Origin of the sequence: Burkholderia sp. LMU1-1-1.1, assembly GCF_040675865.1 — a bacterium.
Lineage (GTDB): Bacteria > Pseudomonadota > Gammaproteobacteria > Burkholderiales > Burkholderiaceae_D > Rugamonas.
Genome location: NZ_JBEGHG010000086.1, coordinates 299,835 through 324,108 on the forward strand (window position 1 = coordinate 299,835; position 24,274 = coordinate 324,108).

Below are 24,274 nucleotides of genomic sequence, written 5' to 3' on the forward strand. Positions count from 1 at the left end.
GAGTACATAGCCGGCGCCGGTGTCCCGGATCGGCGACACACTGCCGCCGGATGGGCCTCCGCTACAGCGGCTTGCTACACAAACGGAAGTCGGGGTCGTCCGCATAAGGACGGATGTCGAAACCCAGGCTCGCCATCAGCTTGAGCATGCCGCTGTTTTTACACAGCACCAAACCGACGATCTCGCTCAGCCCTTTGTCGCGCGCCACGTCCATGATCCCCAGCATCAAGCGCGTGCCCAGGCCCTGGCCGCTGAAACGGTCGTCGACCAGCAGCGAGAATTCGCAGCTGCTGCGGTCGGGATTGGCGACGTAGCGCGAAACGCCGATGATGCTCGACGTCGCGACGAATTCGCCGTCGGGGCCGGGCGCGCGCAGCGTGCGCACCGCCACCAGCGCCATTTCGCGGTCGTAGTCGATCAGCGTGTAACGGGCCAGCATGGGCACCGACAGTTCGCGCAGCGAGGAGGCGAAGCGGTAGTAGCGTGATTTTTCCGACAGCCCGCGCACCAGATCCTGCAGCATCGAGGCGTCGTCCGGTTGCACCGGCCGCAAGGTGTACTGGCCGCCGCCGCGCATCGGCCACTCCCGCGTGTAGTCGGACGGGTAGGGCAGGATCGCCAGGTGGTGGTAGTTGTGCGTCGCCGGCGGCGCGGCGTCGACGACGATGCGCGCATCGACCACCAGCGCGCCGTGCTCGTCGACGATCAGGGGATTGATGTCCATTTCCCTGAGCTGCGGCAGCGCGCACACCATCTCCGATACCCGCAGCAGGATTTGCTCGACCGCTTCGCGGCGGGCCGGCGGCGCCCCGCGCCATTCGTCGAGCATCCGCGACGCGCGCACGCGCCCGATCAGGCGCTGCGCCAGGAACAGGTTCAGCGGCGGCAGCTCGACGGCGCGGTCGTCGATCAGCTCCACCATGACGCCGCCGGCGCCGAAGCTGATCGCCGGCCCGAACAACCGATCCGTGACGACACCGATGCACAGTTCGCGGCCGTTGCGCTTGCCGGCCATCTTCTGGATCGTCACGCCGTTGATGCGCGCGTCCGGCGCCAGCCTGCGCACGGTGGCCATCATGTCGCCATAGCCGTCGCGCACGGCCGCCGCGTTGCCCAGGTCGAGCGCCACGCCCTGCACATCGGATTTGTGGGCGATGTCGGGCGAATCGATCTTGAGCGCCACCGGGTAGCCGAGCTGGCTGGCGATGAGCATCGCCTCGGCAGCGCTGCGCGCCAGGATGGTTTGCGTGATGGGGATGTGGAACGCCGCCAGCAGCGACTTCGATTCCATCTCGGTGAGCGTTTTGCGCCGTTCGGCCAGCACGCCCTCGATCAACAGGCGGGCGCCGTCCAGATCGGGCTGATTCAATTGCGACAGCGGGGGCGGGGTCTGGCGCAGCAGCAGCTGATTCTGGTAGAACGACGCGATGCTGGAAAAGCCATCGACCGCCGCTTCCGGCGTGCGGAAGGTGGCGATGCCGGCGGCGGTGATGATCTGGCGCGCGGCGGCGACCTGCCGGTCGCCCATCCAGCACGTCAGCAGCGGCTTGCCCAGGCCGGCGCCGTCGGCGCTGACGGCGCGCGCCACGGCGTCCGGGTCGCTGCCGAGCTTGGGCGAATAGATCACCAGGATGCCGTCGACCTGGGCGTCGCGCGCGCACGCCAGCACGGCCGCGCGGAAGGCGTCGGCGTCGGCCTCCTCGGACAGGTCGAGCAGGCCGCCCAGGGTCGCGTGGGCGGGAAGTTGCGGCGCCAGCGCCCGCGCGCTCTCGTCGGACAGGCAGGCCAGCCGCAGGCCCAGTTCCTCTATCCAATCGGCCGCCAGCACGCCCGGGCCGCCGCCGTTGGTGACGACGGCCAGCCGCGGCCCGACCGGGCGGTAGCGCGAGGCCAGGCATTTCGCCGCCGAGAACAGCTGCACGAACGATTTCACCCGCACCGCGCCGGTGCGGCGCAGCGCGGCGTCGAACACCTCGTCGCTGGCGACGATGGCGCCGGAGTGGGTCAGCGCGGCCTGGGAGGCGGCGGCCGCGTGGCCGGACTTGAGCACCACCACCGGTTTGGTGTTGGCCGCGCCGCGCAGCGCCGAAATGAAGCGGCGCGCGTCGGTCAACCCTTCCATGCAGATGACGATGCTTTGCGTGGCCGGATCGGTGGCCAGGAAGTCGAGCGTCTGCGCCAGATCGACGGCGGTGTTGGGCCCCAGCGAGACCACGGTCGAGAACCCGACCGCGTTCTGGCTGCCCCAGTCGAGGATGGCCGAGGTCAGCGCGCCCGATTGCGACACCAGCGCCAGGCTGCCCGGGCTGGCCAGCTGGCCGGCGACGCTGGCGTTGATATGGAGGCGCGGGCGCTGGTAGCCGAGGCAGTTGGGGCCGAGCAGGTGGATGCCGTGTTTGTGGGCGATGGCATGCAGTTCCCCGGCCAGCGGGGCCTCGACGCCGGTCGACAGGATCAGCGCGGCGCGGCACTGGATGCGGCCCGCCACCTCCAGCGCGACCGCCAGGTCCTGGTCGGGCAGGGCGATCACGGCCAGATCGGCCCGCGACCGGGCCAGTTCGGTCAGGGTGCCGGTCATGCCGGTCTGCAGGAAGGTGACCGGCCCGGCGAAGCCGCCTTGTTCGAGTTGGGCGCCGATGGCGCGGCCGTAGCTGGTCTGGGTCTCGGGCTGGTCGGCATCGCCGGCGAAGACGACGATCGACTCGGGGGAAAACAGCGGGGTGAGGTAGTGGGTGTCCATGGGCGTCGGTGGTGTTGTTCGGGAGCTTGCGCCTACAGCCTTGGATCATAGACGAACTGGCGCACGACTAAGACGATTGTCCTGGCATCGACCGCTAAACCGGCCCTCCGCCGGCCGACGTTGTCGGACGGCGAGACGGGCATTAGCCGAAAAGCTTGCCCCGCAGCAGGCTCAAGCCTTGCTCCAGCAATTCGTTCTGCGGCACCTGGCCGCCGGGAGTGAGCTTGTCGATGATTTGCGGCAGTAACTGGGCCAGCCCGGTGGCCGCGTGTTCCGGTTCGATGCCCGCGTGCTGGGCGATCTGGCTGACCTTGTCCGCGCCCAGCGCGTCGGCGATCTGGTTGCCCGACACCGGGGCGTTCTCGCCGGTGCCTATCCATGACGCGACCTGGTCGGCGATGCCGCTCGCTTGCAGCTGCTGCAGGATGCCTTGCAGGCCGCCGGCGTTGTTAATCAAGTTCATCACGCCGCCGAGTAGATCGCTCTGGGAGACGGAGTCCTGTTTCTGGGCGCCCAGCGAACCGATGACTTGCCCTGCCAGTTGATCGAGTAATCCCATCATGTGCTCCTAGAGGTAATGGTTGGACGCGCTGCGGAAGGCTGCGCGATCCTTGCAATCATTAGAGCATAAGTTCGTGCCGATACGATACCGGGGCGGAATCGAACCACCGACGCGAGGATTTCCAAGACGGCTGTCGGTCACCGATGAAACAGGATGATCTGCGTCGGTTGGCCGGGCGTCGCGATGCTGCCGACCTGGGTTAATTGGCCGTCAGCGCCGACCGCGTATTGCGTTACCGTGCTTTTGATATTGTTGGGGACGTAGGCATAGGCACCGGTCGCGTCGAATGCCATCTGCATGGAGTAGTCGTCGGGGGCCGCTACCCGCGCGGGGTTAAGGGAGGTCAGCCGGCCACTTGCCGCGACGACGAATTGCTCGATGGTGTTGTGATCGCCGTTGGCGTAGACGTACTTGCCGTTGGGGGTGATCGCCATGAATATGCCCCGGCCCGCGATCCTGACATTCGCCGGCTCCATGGGCGTCAACAGACCGTCGGCGCCGATGTCGTATTGACTGATGCTGCCGCCATAGTTATTGACGGTATAGGCAAATTTTCCGCTCGGGTCCAAGACGATTTCGGTCGGCGTGCTGTCGGCGACGACGCTTGCGGTCGCCGCCGACACCAGGCTGCCATCGTCCGCGATGGAGAACTGGAACACCTTGCCCGAATAGCCGTCGCTGGCGTAAGCGCGCTTGCCGCTGGCATCGATGGTCATGTCGGACACCGAATTGACCCCCGCAACTTGCGCGCCCGTCGTTAGCGAGGTGAAGCCACCGTCCGCGTCCAGCGGGTAGCGATAAATGCTGCCGTCCCATGAGTTGAAGGAATACAAAAATTTGCCGTTCGGCGACAGCCTAGTGCCCTCCGTGGTGTCTCCACTGCGCACGGTGGCCTTGGGCTGTGCCGACAGTTCGCCGTGCGCGCCTATCGTGTAGGCGCGCACGGCGTTCGCCCGGCCCATGCCGATAAAGGCGTTGGCTGCCTTGTGGTCGATGGTAAGCGAGATGCGCTCGGTCGCTATCGGTACATCGGGCGCGCCGCTGGCGCGCATTTGGCCGTTGGCGCCAAAGGTAAACTGCGACACCGAATATTGATATGCCGAGAGTGCGGACACCCATCGGGCGCTGACCACGTAGGCGTAAGCCGTCGTGCAGGTAACGGCGATGCTGGTAACGGCCGCGCTGGAGATAGCGCCGCTGCCCTGGCTGATTTCACAGCGCTGGCCTGTCGGTTGGCTGGCGATGCCGACCGCATAGCTGCTGCCCGCTGGCAGCTTGTTGGCGAAGCTGAACGCGCCATTGCCTGTAAGCTCAAGGCTGGCCCCGCCTTTGTCTTGCAGCGTCAGTTTTGCGCCGCTGTTGAGTCCCGTGACCGCGCCACCGAGGCTGTAGGTGGACGGGGCGGAGGCGCCGCCGCCGCCGCCGCAACCGGCGGCGATGAGCATTGCGGCAAGCGGCGCGCAGCGGGTGCCGGCGAGAGATCGTTTCATGACGAGATTACCTTGCCGTAGATTAAGTGGTGTTACACGCTAGTACTGAGGCAAGCGGCGGAAGCCGTAAAATAAGGGGCCGCTGGTCGTCGCTCCCAGGGTGCAAAACGCGGTTGCCCATAACGTGCCGTCGCGCTTCTCGATAACGGTGCATGAGTCGCCCGCCCAGACCTTGCGCACCCCGCTCGCCGACTGTACCGGCCCGCCGCCCCTCGACGTCCCGTCGCCGAACTGGCCCTCGGAGTTGCTGCCGAAGCCCCACAGCGTGCCGTCCGCTTTCAGCGCCATCACGTAGTACGAGCCGGCCGACAGCGAGGCATAGCCTGGACCCACCAGCACTGGGGTATCGTCGCTCGCGGCCTGGTCACGTTTGATGGCATTGCGGCCCCAGGCCCATAGTTCGCCATTTTTCTTGATACCGTAATGGGCGTCGTAAGCACTGACCACCGTTTGATAGCCGTCGCCGGACTTGGTCGGGACGAAGGGGGTGGGCGATATATTTTCATTCCACGACCATAAGCTGCCATCCGCTTTCAGCGCCATCGAATTGCCAGCGGTGCCGGTGGCGAGATCGCTAAAGCCGGAACCGAACTGGTGGGGAATCAATTGGGCGGAGGGGGACTCCGGCACAGGACTTGAACGAGCGCCCCAGGCCCACAAGCCGCCGTCGCGCTTGAGTCCCACCACGCGTTCGCCACCGGAGGTATGCGCGCCCTTGGCCGCCACTTTTGCGTAGTCCTTGCCGATCTGAACTGGGGTGGGACTGCCCGCAGGCGGGCCTTCGGCGAACACGCCGTCGTTGTTGTAGCCCCAAGCCCACAGACCGCCGTCGGCGTCGATAGCCATGCCAAAAGCGCTGCCGGCTTCAATATCGGTGTAATTCGATCCCAACCGGGTATTGATGGTGACGACATTGCCTGTCGTGCTCTTGTCCCAATCGTTTTCCCACACCCACAGGCTGCCGTCCTCTTTCAGCACGGCCAGTTTGCGATTGACTTCGCCAACTTTCGCCACCGGCGTCAGGTAGGTCACGGTTTTGCTGGCCAGGCTGGAAGTGGTAGCGGCCGACGCATACAGTTGCAGTGGGTACTCGCCGGCGGTGCCTGATGGCGTGCAGCTAAATACCCGCCGTGTCTTGCCGCCGCCGGCGGCCTCAGTGGCGACGCAACCTGCCAGTTGGAATCGCATACCGTCGCCCAGATCGGTACCTGTCACCTCGAAGTCTGTGGGGCGGGTCAGGATTGCTGTTGCCGGAGAGATGTTGGAAATGGTTGGTGCCGGCGTCGCCGGCGGCGCAGGTGGTGGGGGCTGCGGGACCGGCGCACTGGCGCCATTGCCACCACCGCCCCCGCAGGCTCCCAGCACAGATAGCAGGAGCGTCGCGGGAAGGAGGCTGAGGCGTGGGGCTAAAAATTTCATATGGTCCTAGACATTTGTCAGAGGTGATATTTTAATTGTCTTTGGGCATCTTGAAACTATCACATTGTCACCAAGTTGCTCGGCAAGAGGCGGCCAGCAGCCAGCGATCGTTGAGCTTGGGGCGCGCCGCAGGGAGTGGCAATATTTGCGTGAGCGGCAACATCACGCATCCGCAGCGATGTTCAAGAAAGTGCTGTTAGAATTTGCAATCGTCTTTCGCCTTTGCAGGAGCACGCAAATCCTACCTTTTTTAGTCAGAACGGCGATCCGCCTGCCAAAGCTAACGGCCGCTGCTGCATTAGCCGTGCTGGCGGCGGTGGCCGGCACGATGACCTATACCGGTTTCCTTGTCGTCGGCGTGTTGGCCGATCAACTCGGCACTGGCCGCTTCATCGCAGGCCTGCTGCTCGGCGTACTTTTCGCGAGATTTCCCTGGATTAGCAACGGTAAGCCGCGTATTGTTGGCCTGCTGCCTAAACCGGTGCGTCGCCCGCTCATCGCGGGCATCCTCGCACTGTGCTTGTTGCACTTTGTCTGGCAAGGCGACTACGTGCCCGCATTGTTCATCGGATTCACGACTGCGTTTCTTCTGGCATTCCCGTGGTTGCGGCGCGTTCTATTCGATCGCCTGTTGGGGGCCATCTTCAAATTCACTGGCCGCGACCCCGTCAAGCGCGCCGATGACATGGTGATCGATGGCGAATTCAGGGAAAAGAAGGAATAAGGGAGGTGGACGGCAGTCGGCAAGCGGCTGCTGTCGTTGCAAGTTTCGATGAATAAGCTGATAGCATAGGCGCAGCCGGCGACGCAGGGCGACACGGTCCGCGCGCAGCAGCCCGTGAAGTGCACAAGCCAAGTGCTTTCTTACCATGTAACAACCACTGACGGTTGTGGCGTCAGCACTACGTGTCATGCGAAATGGTAGGCGAAATGCACAACACGAAATACTTCGAACCCAATCGTCGTGCCACCTGGCTCGAGTTGTTCTTCGACCTGATTTTTGTGGTGGCGATCGGTGACGTAACGCATATCCTGAACCACACGCACGAGGGGCACCTTGACCCACTCCGGTTCTGGCAATTCGTCCTCACTTTCATACCCTTGTGGTGGATTTGGGTCAGCCACACGATGTATGCCAACCGATTCGACGCGGACGACCGGAGGCATCGGCTGGCAACCATGTTCATCATGTTCTTGATGACTATCATCTCGGGCTTGATCGACCAACGATTCCTGGCCAGCTTTGAAGCCATCATCGTCTGCTACGCCTGTGCGAAATACATCATCGCCATGATGTATTTCGTGTCGAAACATCGGCACAAGAAAAGCGCGCAACTCGCAACGGCAGTTGGATGGGTGACCCTCGCCGGCGCCACCATCAGCCTCGCTGCGATCCTGTTCCCGGCGCCACAGCGATATGTCGTGCTTTATCTTGGAATACTGTTCGATCTGCTGGCGTTCATCTCTTTCTTGCCGCGTCATCTCCAGGGTATCCCGGTGCATACCGAACACCTGATCGAGCGTGTGGGCCTGCTCACGCTCATCTTACTGGGAGAGTCTGTTATCAGCCTGTCGACGGGACTGGCCAATATTAGCTGGACTGTGGAGAGGCTGGTGACCGCCGCCACCGGCTTCGTGACGATATCGAGCATCTGGTGGGTCTACTTCGACAGTTTTCACCTGCTGTCCAAGCAGAAGCTCACGACCGGTCATTCGGTCCTGTACTCGCATTTTTTTGTTTTCATTGGCCTGTCGATCTTAGCCAGCCTGATCGGGCACGCGATCCTGGATGACATGCAGATATCCGATTTCCGGGTACTGTCGGTCATCGGCACGGTCTGCTTTTTCATTGGCAAGCAGTACGCCTATTTCATGGAGCGTCCCGAGCTGCGGCCCCAGCTGGTCGTCAACACCGTGGTCGTATTCGTGTTGTCCGGGTTTGCCCTGCTATTGCCGAGAACCAGTTACATCCTGTTTGGTCTGACCGCTGCGGTGATTTGCTATGCTTTCCTCAGCCTCAAATACCTGGCCGTCCCCCGCGGGCGTCAGGACCATCCACGCAACAGCGCTATCGGGGGAGACCAGACATGAGCGCTACGGCAAGTTCGCGCGGCGCGATGCCGGTGGCGTTGCAGGGTGCTTAGTTTGCACAGGTGGACGATGTGGCCGGACCGCTGGACGAAGGGGCGCCGCTGCTTAGTACCGGAATTGGACCACGTCGGCTTTTCTGACGTTCGAAACAAAAACGCCAACCTGCGAGGGTTGGCGTTCTGTTTGAAGCATTCTTGGTGGCCCGGGGCGGAATCGAACCACCGACACAAGGATTTTCAATCCTCTGCTCTACCAACTGAGCTACCAGGCCAAGGAGCAGAATTATAGCAGGCCGGAGCGAAATTGCAAGGAACAATTTCTCGCGCACACTTTCGTTATAATGGGTGGATGAATAATCCATCGTCCCCGCCGCGCGTTATCGAGAGTGACATTTGCATTGTTGGCAATGGCGCGATTGCCAAGACCACCGCGCTGGGCCTGGCCCAGTCCGGCCTGAACGTCGCCTTGCTCTGTCCGCAGCCGTCCGCGCCAGCCGGCGCCGCCAGCGCCGCCGACCTCGGCTGGGACGCCCGGGTCTACGCCCTCAACCACACCGCCCACAACCTGCTGTCGTCGCTGAAGGTGTGGGACGCGCTCGACGCCGCCCGCGTGGCGCCGGTCGACGCGATGATCATCCAGGGCGACGGCGCCGGCGCGGGCGACTTGTCGTTCGACGCCTACGGCGCCCACGCCGGCACGTTGGCGTGGATACTGGAAGACCGCAACCTCGGCCAGGCGCTCGACGCCGCCCTTAAATTCGCCCGCAACGTGACCCTGGTCCATGGCCGGGCGACGCAACTGCTGCGCGGCGACGACCACGCCACCGTGCGGCTGGACGACGGCGCCAGCGTCAGGGCGCAGCTGGTGGTGGGCGCCGACGGCGCCGAGTCCTGGGTGCGCGGCCAGTGCGACATCGGCCTCGATTACCGCAGCTACGCCCAGCGCGCCGTGGTGACCAACTTCGATTGCGAAAAACCGCACCACGGCGCCGCCTACCAGTGGTTCACCGGCGCCGAGGGGATCATTGCGCTGCTGCCGCTGCCCGGCAACCGGGTGTCGCTGGTGTGGTCGGCGCCGGATCTGCTGGCCGACCGGCTGCGCGGGGAATCGGCAGCGCAGATCGCCGGGCGCCTGGCCGTCTACGCCGCCGAAAAACTGGGCGGTCTGACGCCGCTGCTGCCGGAGCTGGTGCGCGATTTCCCATTGCGCCTGATACGTCCGCACGCGATGACGTCGCCGCGCGTGGCGCTGGTCGGCGACGCCGCCCACGTGGTCCATCCGATGGCTGGCCACGGCATGAACCTGGGCTTCGCCGACGTGGCGCAGTTGATGAGGACCCTGGCCGAGCGCGAGCCGCAGCGCGGCGTCGGCGATGACCGCGTGCTGGCCCGCTACGAGCGCGCCCGCAAGGAAGACGTGCTGCTGATGCAGTTGACCACCGATGGCCTGGCGCGCCTGTTCGGCGCCGACGTCGAACCCTTGCGCGTGGTGCGTAATTTGGGATTAAACTTGTTGGATAAATTACCTGTGCTGAAGCGCCGCTTGATCTCTCACGCCATGGGCAAGTGAGTGGAAAAAAGGCGGCGGCATGGTCTGTCAGTAGTCACCGGAGATGTCATGAAAAAAAGTAAGTTCGTTTTGCTGTTGTTGTCTGTAATGATGGCGTCTTGCGGCCAGGCTCAAACCTCGCCGACCGAGGAAGAGATCAAGAAGCTCGTCGAGCCTCGCCTGGGCGAGGGCGTGAAGGTCGATTCGGTCAAGGCCACGCCTTACGCCGGCCTGTATGAAATCCGCATGGGTAACGAGATCCTCTACACCGATAAAACCGGCACCTATGTGTTCAACGGCCATATCTTCAACCTGACCACCGGCACCGATCTGACGCGCGAGCGCATCGACGATATCAACAAGATCAAGTTCTCCGATCTGCCGCTGGACAAGGCCCTCAAGAGCGTCAAGGGCGACGGCTCGCGCGTGATCGCGGTGTTCGAGGACCCGAACTGCGGCTACTGCAAACAGTTCCGCAAGACCACGCTCAAAGACATCGACAACGTCACCGTCTACACCTTCATGTACAACATCCTGCGCGAGGATTCGTTCACCAAGTCGGCCGGCGTGTGGTGCGCGACGGACCGCAACAAGGCCTGGGACGACTGGATGTTGAACGGTAAAACGCCGGCCGCCGCCGCCGACTCCTGCAAGACCCCGAACCAGGACGTGCTGGCGCTGGGCCGCAAACTGGGCGTGAGCGGCACGCCGTCGATCTTCTTCGCCGACGGCTCGCGCATTCCCGGCGCGGTCGACACCAAGGCGCTTGAGGCGAAGTTCGCCAAGCTCAAACAGTAAGCTTTTGCAGTTCTACCAGGGGACCCAGGCGGTCCCCTTAATATACCGATAAGCGATACCTATAAGCGGTTTCCCTCCAGGAGAATTGAATGATCACCTTGAATATCAACGGCAAGGACGTGCAGGTCGACGCCGATCCATCGACGCCGATTTTGTGGACGCTGCGCGATAACCTGAACATGACCGGCACCAAATTCGGTTGCGGCGCGGCGCTGTGCGGCGCCTGCACCGTGCACTTGGCCGGTGAACCGATCCGCTCCTGCGTGACGCCGATTTCGGCCGCCGTCGGCCAGAAGATCACCACCATCGAGGCGATGGAAAACGACAAGATCGGCAAGGCCGTGCAGGACGCCTGGGTCAAGCTCGACGTGCCGCAATGCGGCTACTGCCAGAGCGGCCAGATCATGAGCGCCACCGCGCTGCTGCGCACGAACAAAAAGCCGTCGGACGCCGACATCGACAACGCCATGAGCGGCAATATCTGCCGATGTGGCACCTATCAACGCATACGCGCCGCCATTAAAGACGCCGCCAGCACCATCGCTTAAAGGAGCACCGTATGCGTATCGAATGGCTTAATCAGGAAAACATGGCTTCGTTGGCTTCGGGCTCCGCGCCGGCGGCTGCGGATGCCGCCGGCCTTTCGCGCCGGAGCTTCATGAAGGCCGGCGCCGTCGCCGGCGGTGGCCTGGTGCTGGGCTTTTTCCTGCCCGGCGCGGGCCGGCTCGCCAGCGCGCAGCAGCCGCCGGCCAAGGTTTATGAACCGAACGCCTTCCTGCGCATCGCGCCGGACAACACGGTGACGGTGCAGGTCAACCGCATCGAGATCGGGCAGGGCGTGCAAACCTCGCTGCCGATGCTGATCGCCGAGGAACTGGACGCCGATTGGTCGAACATGGTCGGCGCGCTGGCGCCGGCGGGGGAGCAGTACAAGGACCCGCTGTTCGGCATCCAGATCACCGGCGGCTCGGGCAGCATCGCCCACTCGTATATCCAGTACCGCGAAATCGGCGCCAAGGCGCGCGCGATGCTGATCGCGGCTGCGGCCGAGCAGTGGAAGGTGTCGCCGGAGCAGGTCAAGACCTCGAAGGGCACCTTGACCGGTCCCGCGGGCCAGACGGCCACCTATGGCGCGATGGCCGATGCGGCCATGAAGCAGCCGGTGCCCGCCAGCGTCAAGCTGAAGGACGCCAAGGACTTCACGATCATCGGCAAGCCGGTCAAGCGCCTGGACGCGGCGGCGAAATCGAACGGCAAGCAGCAGTTCGGCATCGACTTCAAGGCGCCCGACAGCAAAGTGGCCGTCGTGGCGCGGCCGCCGGTGTTCGGCGCCAAGGTCGCCAAGTTCGACGCCAGCAAGGCCAAGGCCGTCAAGGGCGTGATCGAGGTGCTGCAGGTGTCGACGGATCGCGGCGGCAGCGGCGTGGTGGTGGTGGCCGACGGCTACTGGCCGGCCAAGATGGGCCGCGAGGCGCTGGTCATCGACTGGGACACCAGCGGCGTCGAAAAGGTCAGCAGCGACAAGCAACTGGCCGAGTTCAAGACGCTGGCGCGCAAACCCGGCACGCCGGTGCGCAAGGCCGATACCTCCAAGCTCGCCGGCGCGGCGAAGAAGATCTCCGCCGTCTACGAGTTCCCGTATCTGGCGCACGCGCCGATGGAACCGCTCAACTGCGTGGTCGACCTGCGCGCGGACGGCTGCACCGTGTGGGCCGGCACCCAGTTCCAGACCTTCGACCACGGCGCCATCGCCGCCACCGCCGGCCTCAAGCCGGAGCAGGTGGTGCTGAATACGATGACGGCCGGCGGTGGCTTCGGCCGCCGCGCGGTGCCGAGTTCCGACTACCTGGTCGAAGCGGTCAATATCGCCAAGGTCTGGAAGGCCGCCGGCAAGACCGAACCGGTCAAGGTGGTGTGGAGCCGCGAGGATGACATCAAGGGCGGTTACTACCGGCCGTCGCATGTGCACCGCGCCGACATCGGCATGGATGCCAAGGGCGGCATCGTGGCCTGGGACCATGTCATCGTCGGCCAGTCGATCATCACCGGCACGCCGTTCGAGGCGGTGATGATCAAGGACGGCGTCGATTCGACGATGGTCGAGGGCATGGGCGAGCCGTACGAGGTGCCGCTGAACCTGAGCGCGCACGCGGTCAAGGCCAATGTTCCTGTTCTGTGGTGGCGCTCCGTCGGCTCGACGCACACCGCCTATGTGATGGAGACGCTGATCGACGAAGCCGCGCACGCGGCGAAGATGGACCCAGTCGCCTACCGCAAAAAGCTGATGGGCGAGAAGGGCAAGCGCCACATGGCGGCGCTGGAGCTGGCGGTCGCCAAGTCCGGTTACGGCAAGAAGGCTTTGCCCAAAGGCCAGGCGTGGGGCGTGGCGGTGCACGAGGCGTTCGGCACCGTGGTGGCCTATGTGGTGGTGGCGTCGGTGAACAAGGATGGTTCGCCAAAGCTGAACAAGGTCACCGCCGGCGTCCACTGCAACACGGCCGTCAATCCGTTGACGATCGAGGCGCAGATCCAGGGCGCGGCGCTGATGGGGCTAGGCATGACCTTGCCGGGCGCCGCGATCACGATCAAGGACGGCGTGGTGGACCAGCAGAATTTCAGCGACTACACCGTCGCCCGCATGACCGACATGCCGGTCATCGACGTGCATATCGTGCCGTCGAACGATCCGCCCACCGGCATCGGCGAACCTGGCCTGCCGCCGCTGGCGCCGGCCTTCGCCAACGCGCTGTTCAAGTTGACCGGCAAGCGCCTGCGCAAGCTGCCGTTCGATCTGAGCACGGCCAAGGCGTAAGCCGCATGGCGCTGACGGGTATTTTGCTGGCGGCCGGACGGGGAAAACGCTTCGATCCGTCCGGCGTTCAAAACAAGCTGCTGCAAACCGTGGACGGCGCCGCTGGTGACCTCGTGGTCGCGGCCAGTGCGAAGAACATGCTGGCGGTGCTGCCGCGCGTGTTGGCGGTCGTGCGGCCCGGCGACGACAAGGTGGCGGCGCTGCTGGGCGCCCTCGGATGCGAGGTGCGCGTCTGCGCCGACGCCGACCTGGGCATGGGAGAATCGCTGACGACGGCGATCGAGCACACCAAGGGCGCGGAAGGCTGGGTGATCGCGTTGGGCGACATGCCTTACGTGCAGCCGGAAACCATCCGCGCGCTGGCCGCCACGGTGGAGCGGGGCGCGCGCATCGCGGCGCCCGTGTACGAAGGACGGCGCGGCAACCCGGTCGCCTTCAGTAGTTTTCATTTGCCGCTGCTGCTGGCGCTATCCGGCGACCAGGGCGCGCGCGCGATCTTGAAAAGCCATGCCGTGAGCGAGTTGATGGTCGACGACGCCGGCGTGGTGCGCGATATCGATACGCCAGGCGATTTGCGCGGCGACATATAACACAAGGACCGACATGAAGAAACCGAACAAGAACCCGGCGATCGCCTACAGCATCGTCGGTCACGATCTGGCGGCGCACCTGTTCCACGTCACGCTGACGGTGGACGCGCCGGCGCCGGACGGCCAGATCTTCGCGCTGCCGGCGTGGATACCGGGCAGTTACATGATCCGTGAATTTTCGCGCAATATCGTGCGCATCCGCGCGGAGTCGAACGGCGAGCCGGTCGCGCTGACCAAGCTCGATAAACACTCGTGGCAGGCGGCGCCGCAAAAGGACCCGCTGAAAACCGGCCAGTCGCCGCTTACGCTGCACTATGAGGTCTACGCCTGGGATTTGTCGGTGCGCGCCGCGCATCTGGACCAGAATCACGCGTTCTTCAACGGCACCAGCGTGTTCCTGCGCGTGCTGGGACAGGAAGACCAGCCGCACGTGGTCGATATCCAGCGTCCCGCCGACGAGGCGGCGCAAACCTGGCGCGTGGCGACGTCGCTGCCGGAGTTGAAGGCCAAGCGTTATGGTTTTGGCACGTATATCGCCGCCGACTACGATGAATTGATCGACCATCCGGTCGAGCAGGGCGATTTTGCGCTGGCCACCTTCAAGGCCCACGGCATCCCGCACGACATCGTCATCAGCGGCCGGGTGCCGAACCTGGACCTGGCGCGCCTGAGCGCCGACCTGAAAAAGATCTGCGAAACCCAGATCGCCTTCTTCGAGCCGAAATCGAAGCAGGCGCCGATGGACCGCTATGTCTTCATGACCTTGGCGGTTGGCGACGGCTATGGCGGCCTGGAGCATCGGGCTTCGACCGCGCTGATCTGTGCCCGCGCCGATTTGCCGAGCACGACCGCCACCAGCAAGGACATCAGCGACGGCTACCTGCAATACCTCGGCCTGTGCAGCCACGAGTACTTCCACACCTGGAACGTCAAGCGCATCAAGCCGGCGGCTTTCGCGCCTTATAACTTACAAGTCGAAAACTATTCGCCGCTGTTATGGCTGTTCGAGGGTTTCACGAGTTATTACGACGACCTGATGCTGGTGCGCGCCGGTGTTATTGCCGAGCCGGCCTATTTCAAGTTGCTGGGGAAAACTATCGGCAGCGTGCTGCGCGGTAGCGGCCGTACCAAACAAAGCGTTGCCGATTCCAGCTTTGATGCATGGGGTAAATATTATCGCCAAGATGAAAATGCGCCCAATGCAATTATTAGTTATTACACGAAAGGTTCGCTGATCGGTCTGGCGCTGGATTTGAGTATCCGCGCCAAGACGGGCGGCAAGAAATCGCTGGACGATGTCATGCGCGCTTTATGGCAGCGTTATGGCCGGGATTTTTATAACGGCGGAGGACGCGGCGTAACGCCTGCGGAGGTGGAAGCGCTGTTCGATGAAATCAGCGGCGGTCGCTTCAAACCATTCTTCGATAAATATATACGCGGTACCGAGGACGTGCCGCTGGCGAAAATGCTGGCGCCGTTTGGGGTTAAATACAGCGACGAGCGTAAATCGTCAAAGCCGAGTTTGGACGCGAATATCGGCCGCGACGGCAACGACTGCAAATTATCCAGTGTTCATGAGAACGGCGCTGCGCATTTGGCGGGTTTATCGGCCGGCGATTTATTGGTCGCGATTGATGGCTTGCGCGTGACCGCGACCAATCTGGAAACCCTGCTCTCGCGCTATGGCGTCGGCTCAAACGTGGAGGTGCATGCATTCCGCCGCGATGAGTTGATGACTTTCAGTGTGATCCTGCAAGGTGAGCGGGTACCCGGCATTACCTTGGCGTTGGACCCGGTCGCCAAAAAATCGACCGGCCCGCTGCGCCCCAGCGCGGCCCGCTAGCCACCGCATTCGCCGCCACCGCCGCAACGGTTCACCGTTTTGCTGGCGCTGGCGGTTTCTTTTCGCCAATTCCATGCTAGAAAATGGCATGTAATAGCCAAAATCCGGCATGTACTGATGCATCGGCGCCATATCTTTGTGCAATGCAGCGATTTCGACAGGCTTAATTTTCCGACAAGTGCGGTTCTGGATTAGAATTTAACCATAACTCTCTATTGGTCAGCTACCGATTCGCAAGTTATGCCACTCGATCCCGCCACTATCGTTTTGATGTCGACCGTGATGGCCGTGGCGATGAGTGTCGTCCTGTATTCCGCTCATTCAAGTTTTCCCCGAGAAATTAAAGGCCTGAAACAATGGGCGATCAGCCTGGTATTACTGGCGTTCGGTTCCGGCATTTACGCGTCGACCAGCGGACTTCTCGGCAATATATTATCGCCCTTGTGCGCCAATGCCGTTATTTTATGGGGGCTTGGTTTTGGACTGATCGGCACACAAATGTTCTACAGCCGCGAGTGCTCGTGGTGGTTATTTCATTTTGTTTGGACTTTGGGAATGGTGACAAGCGGTTATTATGTGATTGTTAATCCCGACTACTCCGGGCGTCTCGCCATCTTTTCCATCCTGGCTTTTGTTTTATATTCGTATCAGGTCGTGCTGATATGGGGATATGGCGAGCGCCATTTCTCGACCGTGTTTTTCGGCGTGCTGATGTTATTCCAGTCGGTGGTGGTGCTGATACGCGGCGTTTTGGCAATGACCCACAGCAGCGACGATATGAATTTATCCGTCAACGGCCCGCATCAAAACCTGTATTTGCTCACCAGTCATTTCATGACGCTGCTATTAACGGTGGGATTCATGACGGTCGCCACCCGCCGCTTGCAGACGATACTGGAGCGCCGTTCGACTTTGGACCCGCTGACGCAAGTGCTCAACCGGCGCGGTTTTACCGAGATGTATGCGAAGGAACACGCGCTGATGCGCCGTGAACAGACCGTCATGGCGATGCTCAGCATCGATCTCGACTACTTCAAGGCGATTAACGACTGCTATGGACATTCGACCGGCGATAGGGTGCTGGCCGACGTGGCGGCGGTGATCGCGAAGGCCTTGCGCGCCTCCGACCATGTCGCAAGGTTTGGCGGCGAGGAGTTCATCGTGCTGTTGCCGGCCACCGGCCTGGAGCGGGCGCACCATGTCGCGGAGCGCATACAGACCGCGCTGAGGGCGCCGCGTTCCGAAACGGAGAGCGAACAGAGCGCGGCGGCGGCCGCTTTGCCGCCTTACACCGTCAGCATCGGGATCGCCTGCCAGGTCAGTCCGGATGAGGATTTAGACAACATTTTGCTGCGTGCCGACCGCGCGTTGTACTGCGCCAAGGAACGCGGCCGCGACCGCATCGAGATCGCCGCCGAGGCCGTTCTGCCGCTGCACGCGTCCGCGTAATCCGGCTTAGCTGAACAGGCGGCGCAACTCGGCGCCCGGATCGGGCGCGCGCATGAAGGCTTCGCCGACCAGGAAGGCATGGACATTGGCGTCGCGCATCAGCTTGACGTCTTCCGGCACCATGATGCCCGACTCGGTGATCACCAGTTTTTCCGGCGGAATGCGGTCCAGCAGGCCGATGGTGGTCGACAACGACGTCTCGAACGTGCGCAGGTTGCGGTTGTTGATGCCCACCATGGCGGTGTTCAGGCGCAGGGCGGCGGTCAGTTCGTCGCCGTCGTGGGTCTCGACCAGCACGCCCATGCCCAATTCGTGCGCGCAGGCTTCCATTTCGGCCATCAGGCCGTGGTCCAGGGCGGAGACGATCAGCAGGATCGCGTCCGCGCCCATCGCGCGCGCCTCGTAGATCTGGTAGATGTCGACCATGAAGTCCTTGCGCAGCACCGGAATCGCGCAGGCGGCGCGCGCCTGGCGCAGATAGGCCTCGGAGCCCTGGAAGAACTGTTCGTCGGTCAGCACCGACAGGCACGCGGCGCCGTTGTCGGCATAGCTGGCGGCGATGTCGGCGGGGCGGAAGTCCGCGCGCAGCACGCCTTTCGACGGCGACGCTTTTTTCACTTCGCTGATAACGCCGGCCGAACCGGCGGCGATCTTCCCGCGCAGGCTGGCCTCGAAGCCGCGCAGGTCGGCGCGCAGTTCGGCGTTGCTCTCAACGTCGGCGCGCAGGCTGGCGAAGCCGCGGTGTTTTTTTGCGGCGGCGACTTCGTCGGCTTTGACCGCGAGGATTTTATTCAGAATGTCGGACATGATGGACCTAGGATGATTGTTGTTCCGCCAGCGCCAGGCGCAGGCCGAGTGCCAGGAAAAGCCCGCCGGTGACGCGGTTGAGCCACAGGGCGACCAGCGGCTTGACCTTCAGCCGCGCGCTGGCGAAGGCGGTGAAGACGGCCAGGCCGTTACACCATAGCATGCCGTTGAAGTTGAAGATGAAGCCCAGGATGATGAACGCCAGCGGCTTGCTGGTCGAATCGGCCGAGATAAATTGCGGCACGAACGCCAGGAAGAACAAGGCGACCTTGGGGTTCAGCACATTGGTCAAAAAACCCTGGAAGAAGATCTTACGATAGGGCAGGCGCGCGGTCGCGGCGGCGACCGTCGCCTGGTCCGCTTGCGAATCGGCGTCGCCGCGCAGTTTGGCGCGCAGCATGCCGATGCCGACGTAGATGATGTAGGCCGCGCCCACCCATTTGACGACCGTGAAGGCTGCGGCGGACGTCGACAGCAGCGCCGACAAACCCAGCGCGGCGGCGACAATATGGATCATCGTGCCGGCGCCGATGCCCAGCGCGGCGGCCGAACCGGCGCGCCAGCCCTGGGTCGCGCTGCGCGTCATGATCAGCAGCGAATCGGGGCCGGGCATGATGTTGAGCAGCAGGCCGGAGATGATAAACAGCGTCAGGTCGTGGATGCCGTACATGAACGCGCCCCTTAGTTGGTGCTGGCGAGGCTTTGCGTGACCCGCACGAACTGCTCGATCTTCTTCAGCGCGTCGCCGGAGTTGATCGCCACGCGCGCGCGCGCCAGGCCGTCCTCTATCGAGCTGGCCACGCCGGCCGCGTACAGCGCCGTGCCGGCGTTCAGGGACACGATGTCGAACGCCGCGCCAGGCTCCCCGCGCAGCGCTTCCATCATCTTCGCCTTCGATTCGGCGGCATTGGCCACCTTCAGATTGCGGCTGGCGATCATCGGCAGGCCGAAGTCCTCCGGGTGGATTTCGTATTCGCGGATCTCGCCGTCGATCAGCTCACCGACCAGGGTGCCGGCGCCCAGCGACACTTCATCCATGTTGTCGCGGCCATAGACCACGATGGCGTGCTGCGCGCCCAGGCGCTGCAGCACCCGGACCTGGATGCCCACCAGGTCGGCGTGGAAAACGCCCATCAGGATATTCGGCGCGCCGGCCGGATTGGTCAGCGGTCCAAGAATATTGAAGATGGTGCGCACGCCCAGTTCCTTGCGCACCGGCGCGGCGTGTTTCATCGCCGCGTGGTGGTTGGGCGCGAACATGAAGCCGATGCCGGTCTGCGCGATCGATTGCGCGATCTGTTCGGGCTTGAGGTTGATGTTGGCACCCAGCGATTCGATCACGTCGGCGCTGCCGGACGACGACGACACGCTGCGGCCGCCGTGCTTGGCCACGCGGGCGCCGGCCGCCGCCGCCACGAACATCGAGGCGGTGGAGATGTTGAAGGTGTGCGCGCCGTCGCCGCCGGTGCCGACGATGTCGAGCAGTCCGGTGGTGTCGGCCATCGGCACCTTGGTGGAGAACTCGCGCATTACTTGCGCGGCGGCGGCGATTTCGCCGATGGTTTCCTTTTTCACGCGCAGGCCCATGGTCAGGGCGGCGATCATCGACGGCGACATTTCGCCGGACATGATCTGGCGGAACAGGTGCAGCATCTCGTCGTGGAAAATCTCGCGGTGTTCGATGCAGCGCAGCAGTGCTTCTTGATGGGTGATAGCCATGGCAATTCCTTCTTTAATTTGTGGAGCGCACGATAGTGGGCGCACGCATGCCGCTTAACGAACCAGGAAGTTCTTCAGCAGTGCGTGACCGTGTTCCGACAGGATGGACTCGGGATGGAATTGCACCCCCTCGATGTCGTAGTCCTTGTGGCGCACGCCCATGATTTCACCGTCATCGGTCCATGCCGTCACTTCGAGGCAGGACGGCAGCGAGCCGCGTTCGATTGCCAGCGAGTGATAGCGGATCACCGTGAATGGGGAGGGCAGGTCCTTGAAGACGCCCACGCCCGTATGCGCGATTAAAGAAGTTTTGCCATGCATGACCTGCTTGGCGCGTATGACCTTGCCGCCGAACGCTTCGCCGATGGCCTGGTGGCCGAGGCAAACGCCCAGGATCGGTTTCTTGCCGGCGAAGTGCTTGAGCACCTCGATCGAGATGCCGGCCTGCGACGGGTCTTTCGGACCCGGCGAGATACAGATGTGGTCCGGGTTCAGCGCCTCGATTTCCGCGATCGTGATTTCATCGTTGCGGTACACGCGCACATCCTCACCCAGCTCGCCGAAGTACTGCACGATGTTGTAGGTGAAGGAGTCGTAGTTGTCGATCATTAGCAGCATCTCAGAACTCCCCATCCAGGCCATCTTGCACTTGTTCGGCGGCGCGCAGAACGGCGCGCGCCTTGTTTTCGGTTTCCTGCCATTCCATCTCGGCCACCGAGTCGGCGACGATGCCGGCGGCGGCCTGCACGTACAGCATGCCGTCCTTGATCACGCCGGTGCGGATGGCGATGGCGACATCCATCTCGCCGCCGAACGACAGGTAGCCGCAGGCGCCGCCGTAGATGCCGCGCTTGGTAATTTCCAGCTCGTCGATCACCTCCATCGCGCGCACTTTCGGCGCGCCGGTCAGCGTGCCGGCCGGGAAGGTGGCGCGCAGCACGTCCAGGTTGGACAGGCCGTCTTTGAGCTTGCCCTCGACATTGGAGACGATGTGCTGCACATGCGAGTATTTTTCGATGACCAGGCGGTCGGTGACCTTGACGCTGCCGATCTCGGAGATGCGGCCCAGGTCATTGCGCGCCAGGTCGATCAGCATCACGTGTTCGGCGATCTCTTTCGGATCGGCCAGCAGTTCCTTGGCCAGTTCGGCGTCGCGCTCCGGCGTCGAGCCGCGCGGGCGGGTGCCGGCGATCGGGCGCAGGGTGACCTTTTTCTCGCCGTCGGGCAGGGTCTCGTTGCGCACCAAAATCTCCGGCGAGGCGCCGACGATCTGCATGTCGCCGAAATTGTAGAAGTACATATACGGCGACGGATTCAGGGAGCGCAGCGCGCGGTACAAGGTCAGCGGCGAGTCGACGTACGGCTTGCGGATGCGCTGGCCGATCTGCACCTGCATCAAGTCGCCGGCCATCACGTATTCGTGGGCCTTGGCGACCGCCTTCAGGTACTCGTCCTTCGGGAAGTCGCGGATGGTTTCGGTGCGCACCGAAGCGCTGGTCACCGGCGCGTCGACGCCACGGCGCAACATCATGCGCAAGTCCTTCAGGCGCTGGCGCGCCTTGCTGAAGGACTCGGGTTGCGCGGTGTCGGCGTAGACGATCAGATACAGCTTGCCGGAGAGGTTGTCGATGACGGCCAGTTCCTCGGTCACCATCAGCTGGATGTCGGGCAGGCCCAAGTCGTCCTTCGGCTGCGTGTTGGCCAGGGTTTTTTCGATGTGGCGCACGGTGTCGTAGCCGAAGTAGCCGGCCAGGCCGCCGCAGAAGCGCGGCATGCCCGGACGCAGGGCGACTTTGAAGCGCTTCTGGTAGGCCTCGACGAATTCGAGCGGATTGCCTTCGTGGGTCTCGATCACGGCGCCGTTCTTGACGATCTCGGTGCGGGTGCCGAAGGTGCGCAGCACGGTGGTCGCCGGCAGGCCGATGAAGGAGAAGCGGCCGAAACGTTCGCCGCCGACCACCGATTCGAGCAGGAAGGTGTTTTTGCCGGCGTTCTGGGTCTGGGCCAGTTTCAGGTACAGCGTGAGCGGGGTTTCGAGGTCGGCGAAGGCTTCGGCGATCAGTGGGACGCGGTTGTAGCCTTCGTTGGCCAACGATTTGAATTCGAGTTCGGTCATGTCTTCTCTCCATGCCGCCAACATATGGGTGTGGGTTGGCGGTGGTTTGTCAAAAAACCTGTCGGGTGCGCGTGCACGTGCGACAGCAATCAGTTCGGCTTAGTTTTGCCAGGATTGCCAGCGTCGCCAAAGCCAGGCCTCAATCGAGCCGGTTTGGTTGACATTGTGTTTTTTGATGGAAGACATTCGGTCAGGTTTGGTTCAGCTAAAGGTTAATTTTGCGAACTTATACGGCTTGCCGCGTCGAGCAGCGTGTCTACTATACCATCGGAATCGATCCCGTGTATAGACTGTCCGTGATTGTAACCGTAAGGCACCGTCAACACCGGGCAACCCGCGGCCCGGGCCGCTTGCGCGTCGTTCGAGGAGTCGCCGATGGCCACCACCTGGGCCGGCGGCAGGTCGAAATCGGCGCACACGGTTTGCAGCGGCAGCGGATCGGGCTTCTTGCGCGGCAGCGAATCGCCGCCGTAGACCACGTCGAAGAAGCCGTCCAGTCCCTTGAGTTTGAGCAACGGCGTGGTGAAGGCAATCGGCTTGTTGGTCACGCAGGCCAGGCGCAGGCCGTTGGCCTTCATCGCCGTCAGGCCCGCGATCACGTCCGGGTACAGCGTGCTGTGGTTGCCGTTGATGCCCAGGTAGTGCCGCTGATAGGCGTCCATCGCCGCGTCGAAACGCTGCTCGACGCCGGCCGCGTCTAATTGCAAGGCCAGCACCGAGCGGATCAGGTTTTCCGAACCCTTGCCGACCATCAGCGCGATCTGCTCTTGCTCGATGGAATCCAGGCCCAGCTCTTTCAGCATGCCGTTGATCGCCACGTGGAAGTCGGGCATCGTATCCAGCATGGTGCCGTCGAGGTCGATGATTGCGGCGCGTACGCCTGTCAGCACGCCCATCTTAGATCGCCGCCAGGTTGGCGCGCATGGCGTCGATGACGGCCTTGTAGTCCGGCTGGCCGAAGATGGCCGAGCCCGCCACGAAGGTGTCGGCGCCGGCGGCGGCCGCCGCCGCGATGTTGTCGATCTTGATGCCGCCGTCCACTTCCAGCATGATGTCGCGGCCCGATTCGTCGATCTTGCGGCGCGCCAGGGCGATTTTCTTCAGCGCTTCCGGGATGAAGGATTGGCCGCCGAAGCCCGGGTTGACCGACATGATCAGGATCATGTCGATCTTGTCCATCACGTGGTCGAGGAAGTGCAGCGGCGTGCCCGGGTTGAACACCAGGCCGGCCTTGCAGCCGTTGTCGCGGATCAGTTGCAGGGTACGGTCGATGTGCTCGGACGCTTCCGGGTGGAAGGTGATGATGTTGGCGCCGGCCTTGGCGAAGTCCGGAATGATGCGGTCGACCGGCTTGACCATCAGGTGCACGTCGATCGGCACGTCCACGTGCGGGCGGATCGCCTGGCACACCAGCGGGCCGATGGTCAGGTTCGGAACATAATGGTTGTCCATCACGTCAAAGTGGATGATGTCGGCGCCGGCGGCGACGACGTTGCGTACCTCTTCACCCAGACGGGCGAAGTCGGCGGACAGGATGCTGGGAGCGATACGGAAATTGGGCATGACGTGGGGCCTGCATTAAAAAAGATGCGCTATTTTACGCTGCCCGGCCCGGCCGCGCCCGTTTTCAGCCGCGTCCTCCTTGCACGCGGTGCCGATTTGCGGTGCAATGGGGGCCTGACGATATACAATCGCAATTGATCTTTTTACGACCCCACGCCTCAGCCTTAAGGAATTTCGATGGCCACTTATGAATTTACTGTGTCGGTCAGAACCCAGTACTTGCCGGATCAGTCCGATCCGGAACGCACCAATTTCGTGTTCACCTATTCGATCACGATCAAGAACACCGGCACCGTGGCCGCGCAACTGATTTCGCGCCACTGGGTCATCACCGACGCCAACAACCACATCGAAGAGGTGCGCGGACTGGGCGTGGTCGGCCACCAGCCGCTGCTGCAGCCGGGCGAACATTTCGAATACACCAGCGGCACCGCGCTGCAAACCCAGCAGGGTTCCATGGTCGGGGAGTACTTCTGCGTGGCCGAGGACGGCCATCAGTTCGAGGCCAAGATCCCCGAGTTCGTGCTGTCGCTGCCGCGCACGCTCCACTGATCCGCCGGTTCCCGGGCCGCGCCGCTTGTGCCCTTATTTCGGATCGTCATCCTGTTCGGGCGGGGGCAACTTCCTGGTTTTGCCTTTGCCCTGGTACATCGTCCACCAGACGATGAACACCAGCAGGAAAAACGCCACGCATGCTTCCAACATCAATACCCACATAGCTATCCTT

The 24,274-nt window shown here is 63.0% G+C and carries 22 protein-coding genes and 1 tRNA gene; 10 read left to right on the plus strand and 13 right to left on the minus strand.

The window, feature by feature from the left end:
- Positions 1-61: 61 nt before the first annotated feature.
- The 4 genes from MRBLMU1_RS32500 to MRBLMU1_RS32515 form a co-directional block, all read right to left on the minus strand.
- On the minus strand, positions 62-2,740 hold the full coding sequence (locus tag MRBLMU1_RS32500) for a bifunctional acetate--CoA ligase family protein/GNAT family N-acetyltransferase (RefSeq protein ID WP_363510866.1): 2,679 nt from the start codon (positions 2,738-2,740) through the stop codon (positions 62-64).
- 142 nt (positions 2,741-2,882) lie between these two features.
- On the minus strand, positions 2,883-3,302 hold the full coding sequence (locus MRBLMU1_RS32505) for a YidB family protein (RefSeq protein ID WP_363510869.1): 420 nt from the start codon (positions 3,300-3,302) through the stop codon (positions 2,883-2,885).
- A 137-nt stretch (positions 3,303-3,439) separates the two neighbouring features.
- Complete coding sequence (locus MRBLMU1_RS32510) at positions 3,440-4,792, minus strand: lactonase family protein (RefSeq protein WP_363510872.1); 1,353 nt, start codon at positions 4,790-4,792, stop codon at positions 3,440-3,442.
- 39 nt (positions 4,793-4,831) lie between these two features.
- Positions 4,832-6,211, minus strand: a complete 1,380-nt coding sequence (locus MRBLMU1_RS32515; RefSeq protein ID WP_363510875.1) for an RCC1 domain-containing protein — start codon at positions 6,209-6,211, stop codon at positions 4,832-4,834.
- 178 nt (positions 6,212-6,389) lie between these two features.
- On the opposite strand from MRBLMU1_RS32515, the gene MRBLMU1_RS32520 reads away from it, so the two are divergent.
- Positions 6,390-6,935: a hypothetical protein gene (locus tag MRBLMU1_RS32520; protein ID WP_363510878.1), complete on the plus strand. Its 546-nt coding sequence runs from the start codon at positions 6,390-6,392 to the stop codon at positions 6,933-6,935.
- Between the two features lie 206 nt (positions 6,936-7,141).
- Positions 7,142-8,302, plus strand: coding sequence for a low temperature requirement protein A (locus MRBLMU1_RS32525; protein WP_363510881.1), 1,161 nt, complete (start codon positions 7,142-7,144; stop codon positions 8,300-8,302).
- Positions 8,303-8,497: 195 nt separating this feature from the next.
- Here MRBLMU1_RS32525 and MRBLMU1_RS32530 read toward each other — a convergent pair.
- Positions 8,498-8,573 (minus strand) — tRNA-Phe (locus MRBLMU1_RS32530).
- A 77-nt stretch (positions 8,574-8,650) separates the two neighbouring features.
- Here MRBLMU1_RS32530 and MRBLMU1_RS32535 point away from each other — a divergent pair.
- The 7 genes from MRBLMU1_RS32535 (at position 8,651) to MRBLMU1_RS32565 (ending at position 17,342) form a co-directional block, all read left to right on the plus strand.
- Positions 8,651-9,871, plus strand: a complete 1,221-nt coding sequence (locus MRBLMU1_RS32535; protein ID WP_363510884.1) for an FAD-dependent monooxygenase — start codon at positions 8,651-8,653, stop codon at positions 9,869-9,871.
- Between the two features lie 48 nt (positions 9,872-9,919).
- On the plus strand, positions 9,920-10,648 hold the full coding sequence (locus MRBLMU1_RS32540; protein ID WP_363510887.1) for a DsbC family protein: 729 nt from the start codon (positions 9,920-9,922) through the stop codon (positions 10,646-10,648).
- Positions 10,649-10,737: 89 nt separating this feature from the next.
- Entirely contained in the window at positions 10,738-11,196 is a 459-nt protein-coding gene (locus MRBLMU1_RS32545) for a (2Fe-2S)-binding protein (RefSeq protein WP_090326937.1), read from the plus strand.
- An 11-nt stretch (positions 11,197-11,207) separates the two neighbouring features.
- Positions 11,208-13,460, plus strand: coding sequence for a xanthine dehydrogenase family protein molybdopterin-binding subunit (locus tag MRBLMU1_RS32550; RefSeq protein WP_363510891.1), 2,253 nt, complete (start codon positions 11,208-11,210; stop codon positions 13,458-13,460).
- A 5-nt stretch (positions 13,461-13,465) separates the two neighbouring features.
- Entirely contained in the window at positions 13,466-14,050 is a 585-nt protein-coding gene (locus tag MRBLMU1_RS32555; protein WP_363510894.1) for a nucleotidyltransferase family protein, read from the plus strand.
- Positions 14,051-14,063: 13 nt separating this feature from the next.
- Positions 14,064-15,893: a M61 family metallopeptidase gene (locus MRBLMU1_RS32560; RefSeq protein WP_363510897.1), complete on the plus strand. Its 1,830-nt coding sequence runs from the start codon at positions 14,064-14,066 to the stop codon at positions 15,891-15,893.
- 240 nt (positions 15,894-16,133) lie between these two features.
- On the plus strand, positions 16,134-17,342 hold the full coding sequence (locus MRBLMU1_RS32565) for a GGDEF domain-containing protein (protein WP_363510900.1): 1,209 nt from the start codon (positions 16,134-16,136) through the stop codon (positions 17,340-17,342).
- A 6-nt stretch (positions 17,343-17,348) separates the two neighbouring features.
- Here MRBLMU1_RS32565 and trpC read toward each other — a convergent pair whose 3' ends face one another.
- The 7 genes from trpC to rpe all read right to left on the minus strand — a co-directional run bounded on the left by trpC (position 17,349) and on the right by rpe (position 23,547).
- Positions 17,349-18,149, minus strand: coding sequence for an indole-3-glycerol phosphate synthase TrpC (trpC, locus tag MRBLMU1_RS32570; RefSeq protein ID WP_363510903.1), 801 nt, complete (start codon positions 18,147-18,149; stop codon positions 17,349-17,351).
- Positions 18,150-18,156: 7 nt separating this feature from the next.
- Positions 18,157-18,819, minus strand: coding sequence for a LysE family translocator (locus tag MRBLMU1_RS32575; RefSeq protein WP_363510906.1), 663 nt, complete (start codon positions 18,817-18,819; stop codon positions 18,157-18,159).
- A gap of 11 nt (positions 18,820-18,830) precedes the next feature.
- On the minus strand, positions 18,831-19,868 hold the full coding sequence (trpD, locus tag MRBLMU1_RS32580) for an anthranilate phosphoribosyltransferase (RefSeq protein ID WP_363510909.1): 1,038 nt from the start codon (positions 19,866-19,868) through the stop codon (positions 18,831-18,833).
- Positions 19,869-19,922: 54 nt separating this feature from the next.
- Positions 19,923-20,486, minus strand: coding sequence for an anthranilate synthase component II (locus tag MRBLMU1_RS32585; protein ID WP_315215164.1), 564 nt, complete (start codon positions 20,484-20,486; stop codon positions 19,923-19,925).
- A 1-nt stretch (position 20,487) separates the two neighbouring features.
- The gene (gene trpE / locus MRBLMU1_RS32590; RefSeq protein WP_363510913.1) at positions 20,488-21,984 is read right to left on the minus strand and encodes an anthranilate synthase component I; all 1,497 of its coding nucleotides are present in this window, start codon (positions 21,982-21,984) and stop codon (positions 20,488-20,490) included.
- 212 nt (positions 21,985-22,196) lie between these two features.
- The gene (locus MRBLMU1_RS32595) at positions 22,197-22,880 is read right to left on the minus strand and encodes a phosphoglycolate phosphatase (protein ID WP_363510917.1); all 684 of its coding nucleotides are present in this window, start codon (positions 22,878-22,880) and stop codon (positions 22,197-22,199) included.
- Position 22,881: 1 nt separating this feature from the next.
- Entirely contained in the window at positions 22,882-23,547 is a 666-nt protein-coding gene (gene rpe / locus MRBLMU1_RS32600; protein ID WP_363510920.1) for a ribulose-phosphate 3-epimerase, read from the minus strand.
- 177 nt (positions 23,548-23,724) lie between these two features.
- Here rpe and apaG point away from each other — a divergent pair, with 177 nt between their 5' ends.
- A complete protein-coding gene (gene apaG / locus MRBLMU1_RS32605) occupies positions 23,725-24,099 on the plus strand; it encodes a Co2+/Mg2+ efflux protein ApaG (RefSeq protein ID WP_090326982.1) in 375 nt (124 codons plus the stop codon).
- A 33-nt stretch (positions 24,100-24,132) separates the two neighbouring features.
- Here apaG and MRBLMU1_RS32610 read toward each other — a convergent pair whose 3' ends face one another.
- A complete protein-coding gene (locus tag MRBLMU1_RS32610) occupies positions 24,133-24,264 on the minus strand; it encodes a hypothetical protein (RefSeq protein ID WP_363510923.1) in 132 nt (43 codons plus the stop codon).
- Positions 24,265-24,274 lie beyond the last annotated feature (10 nt).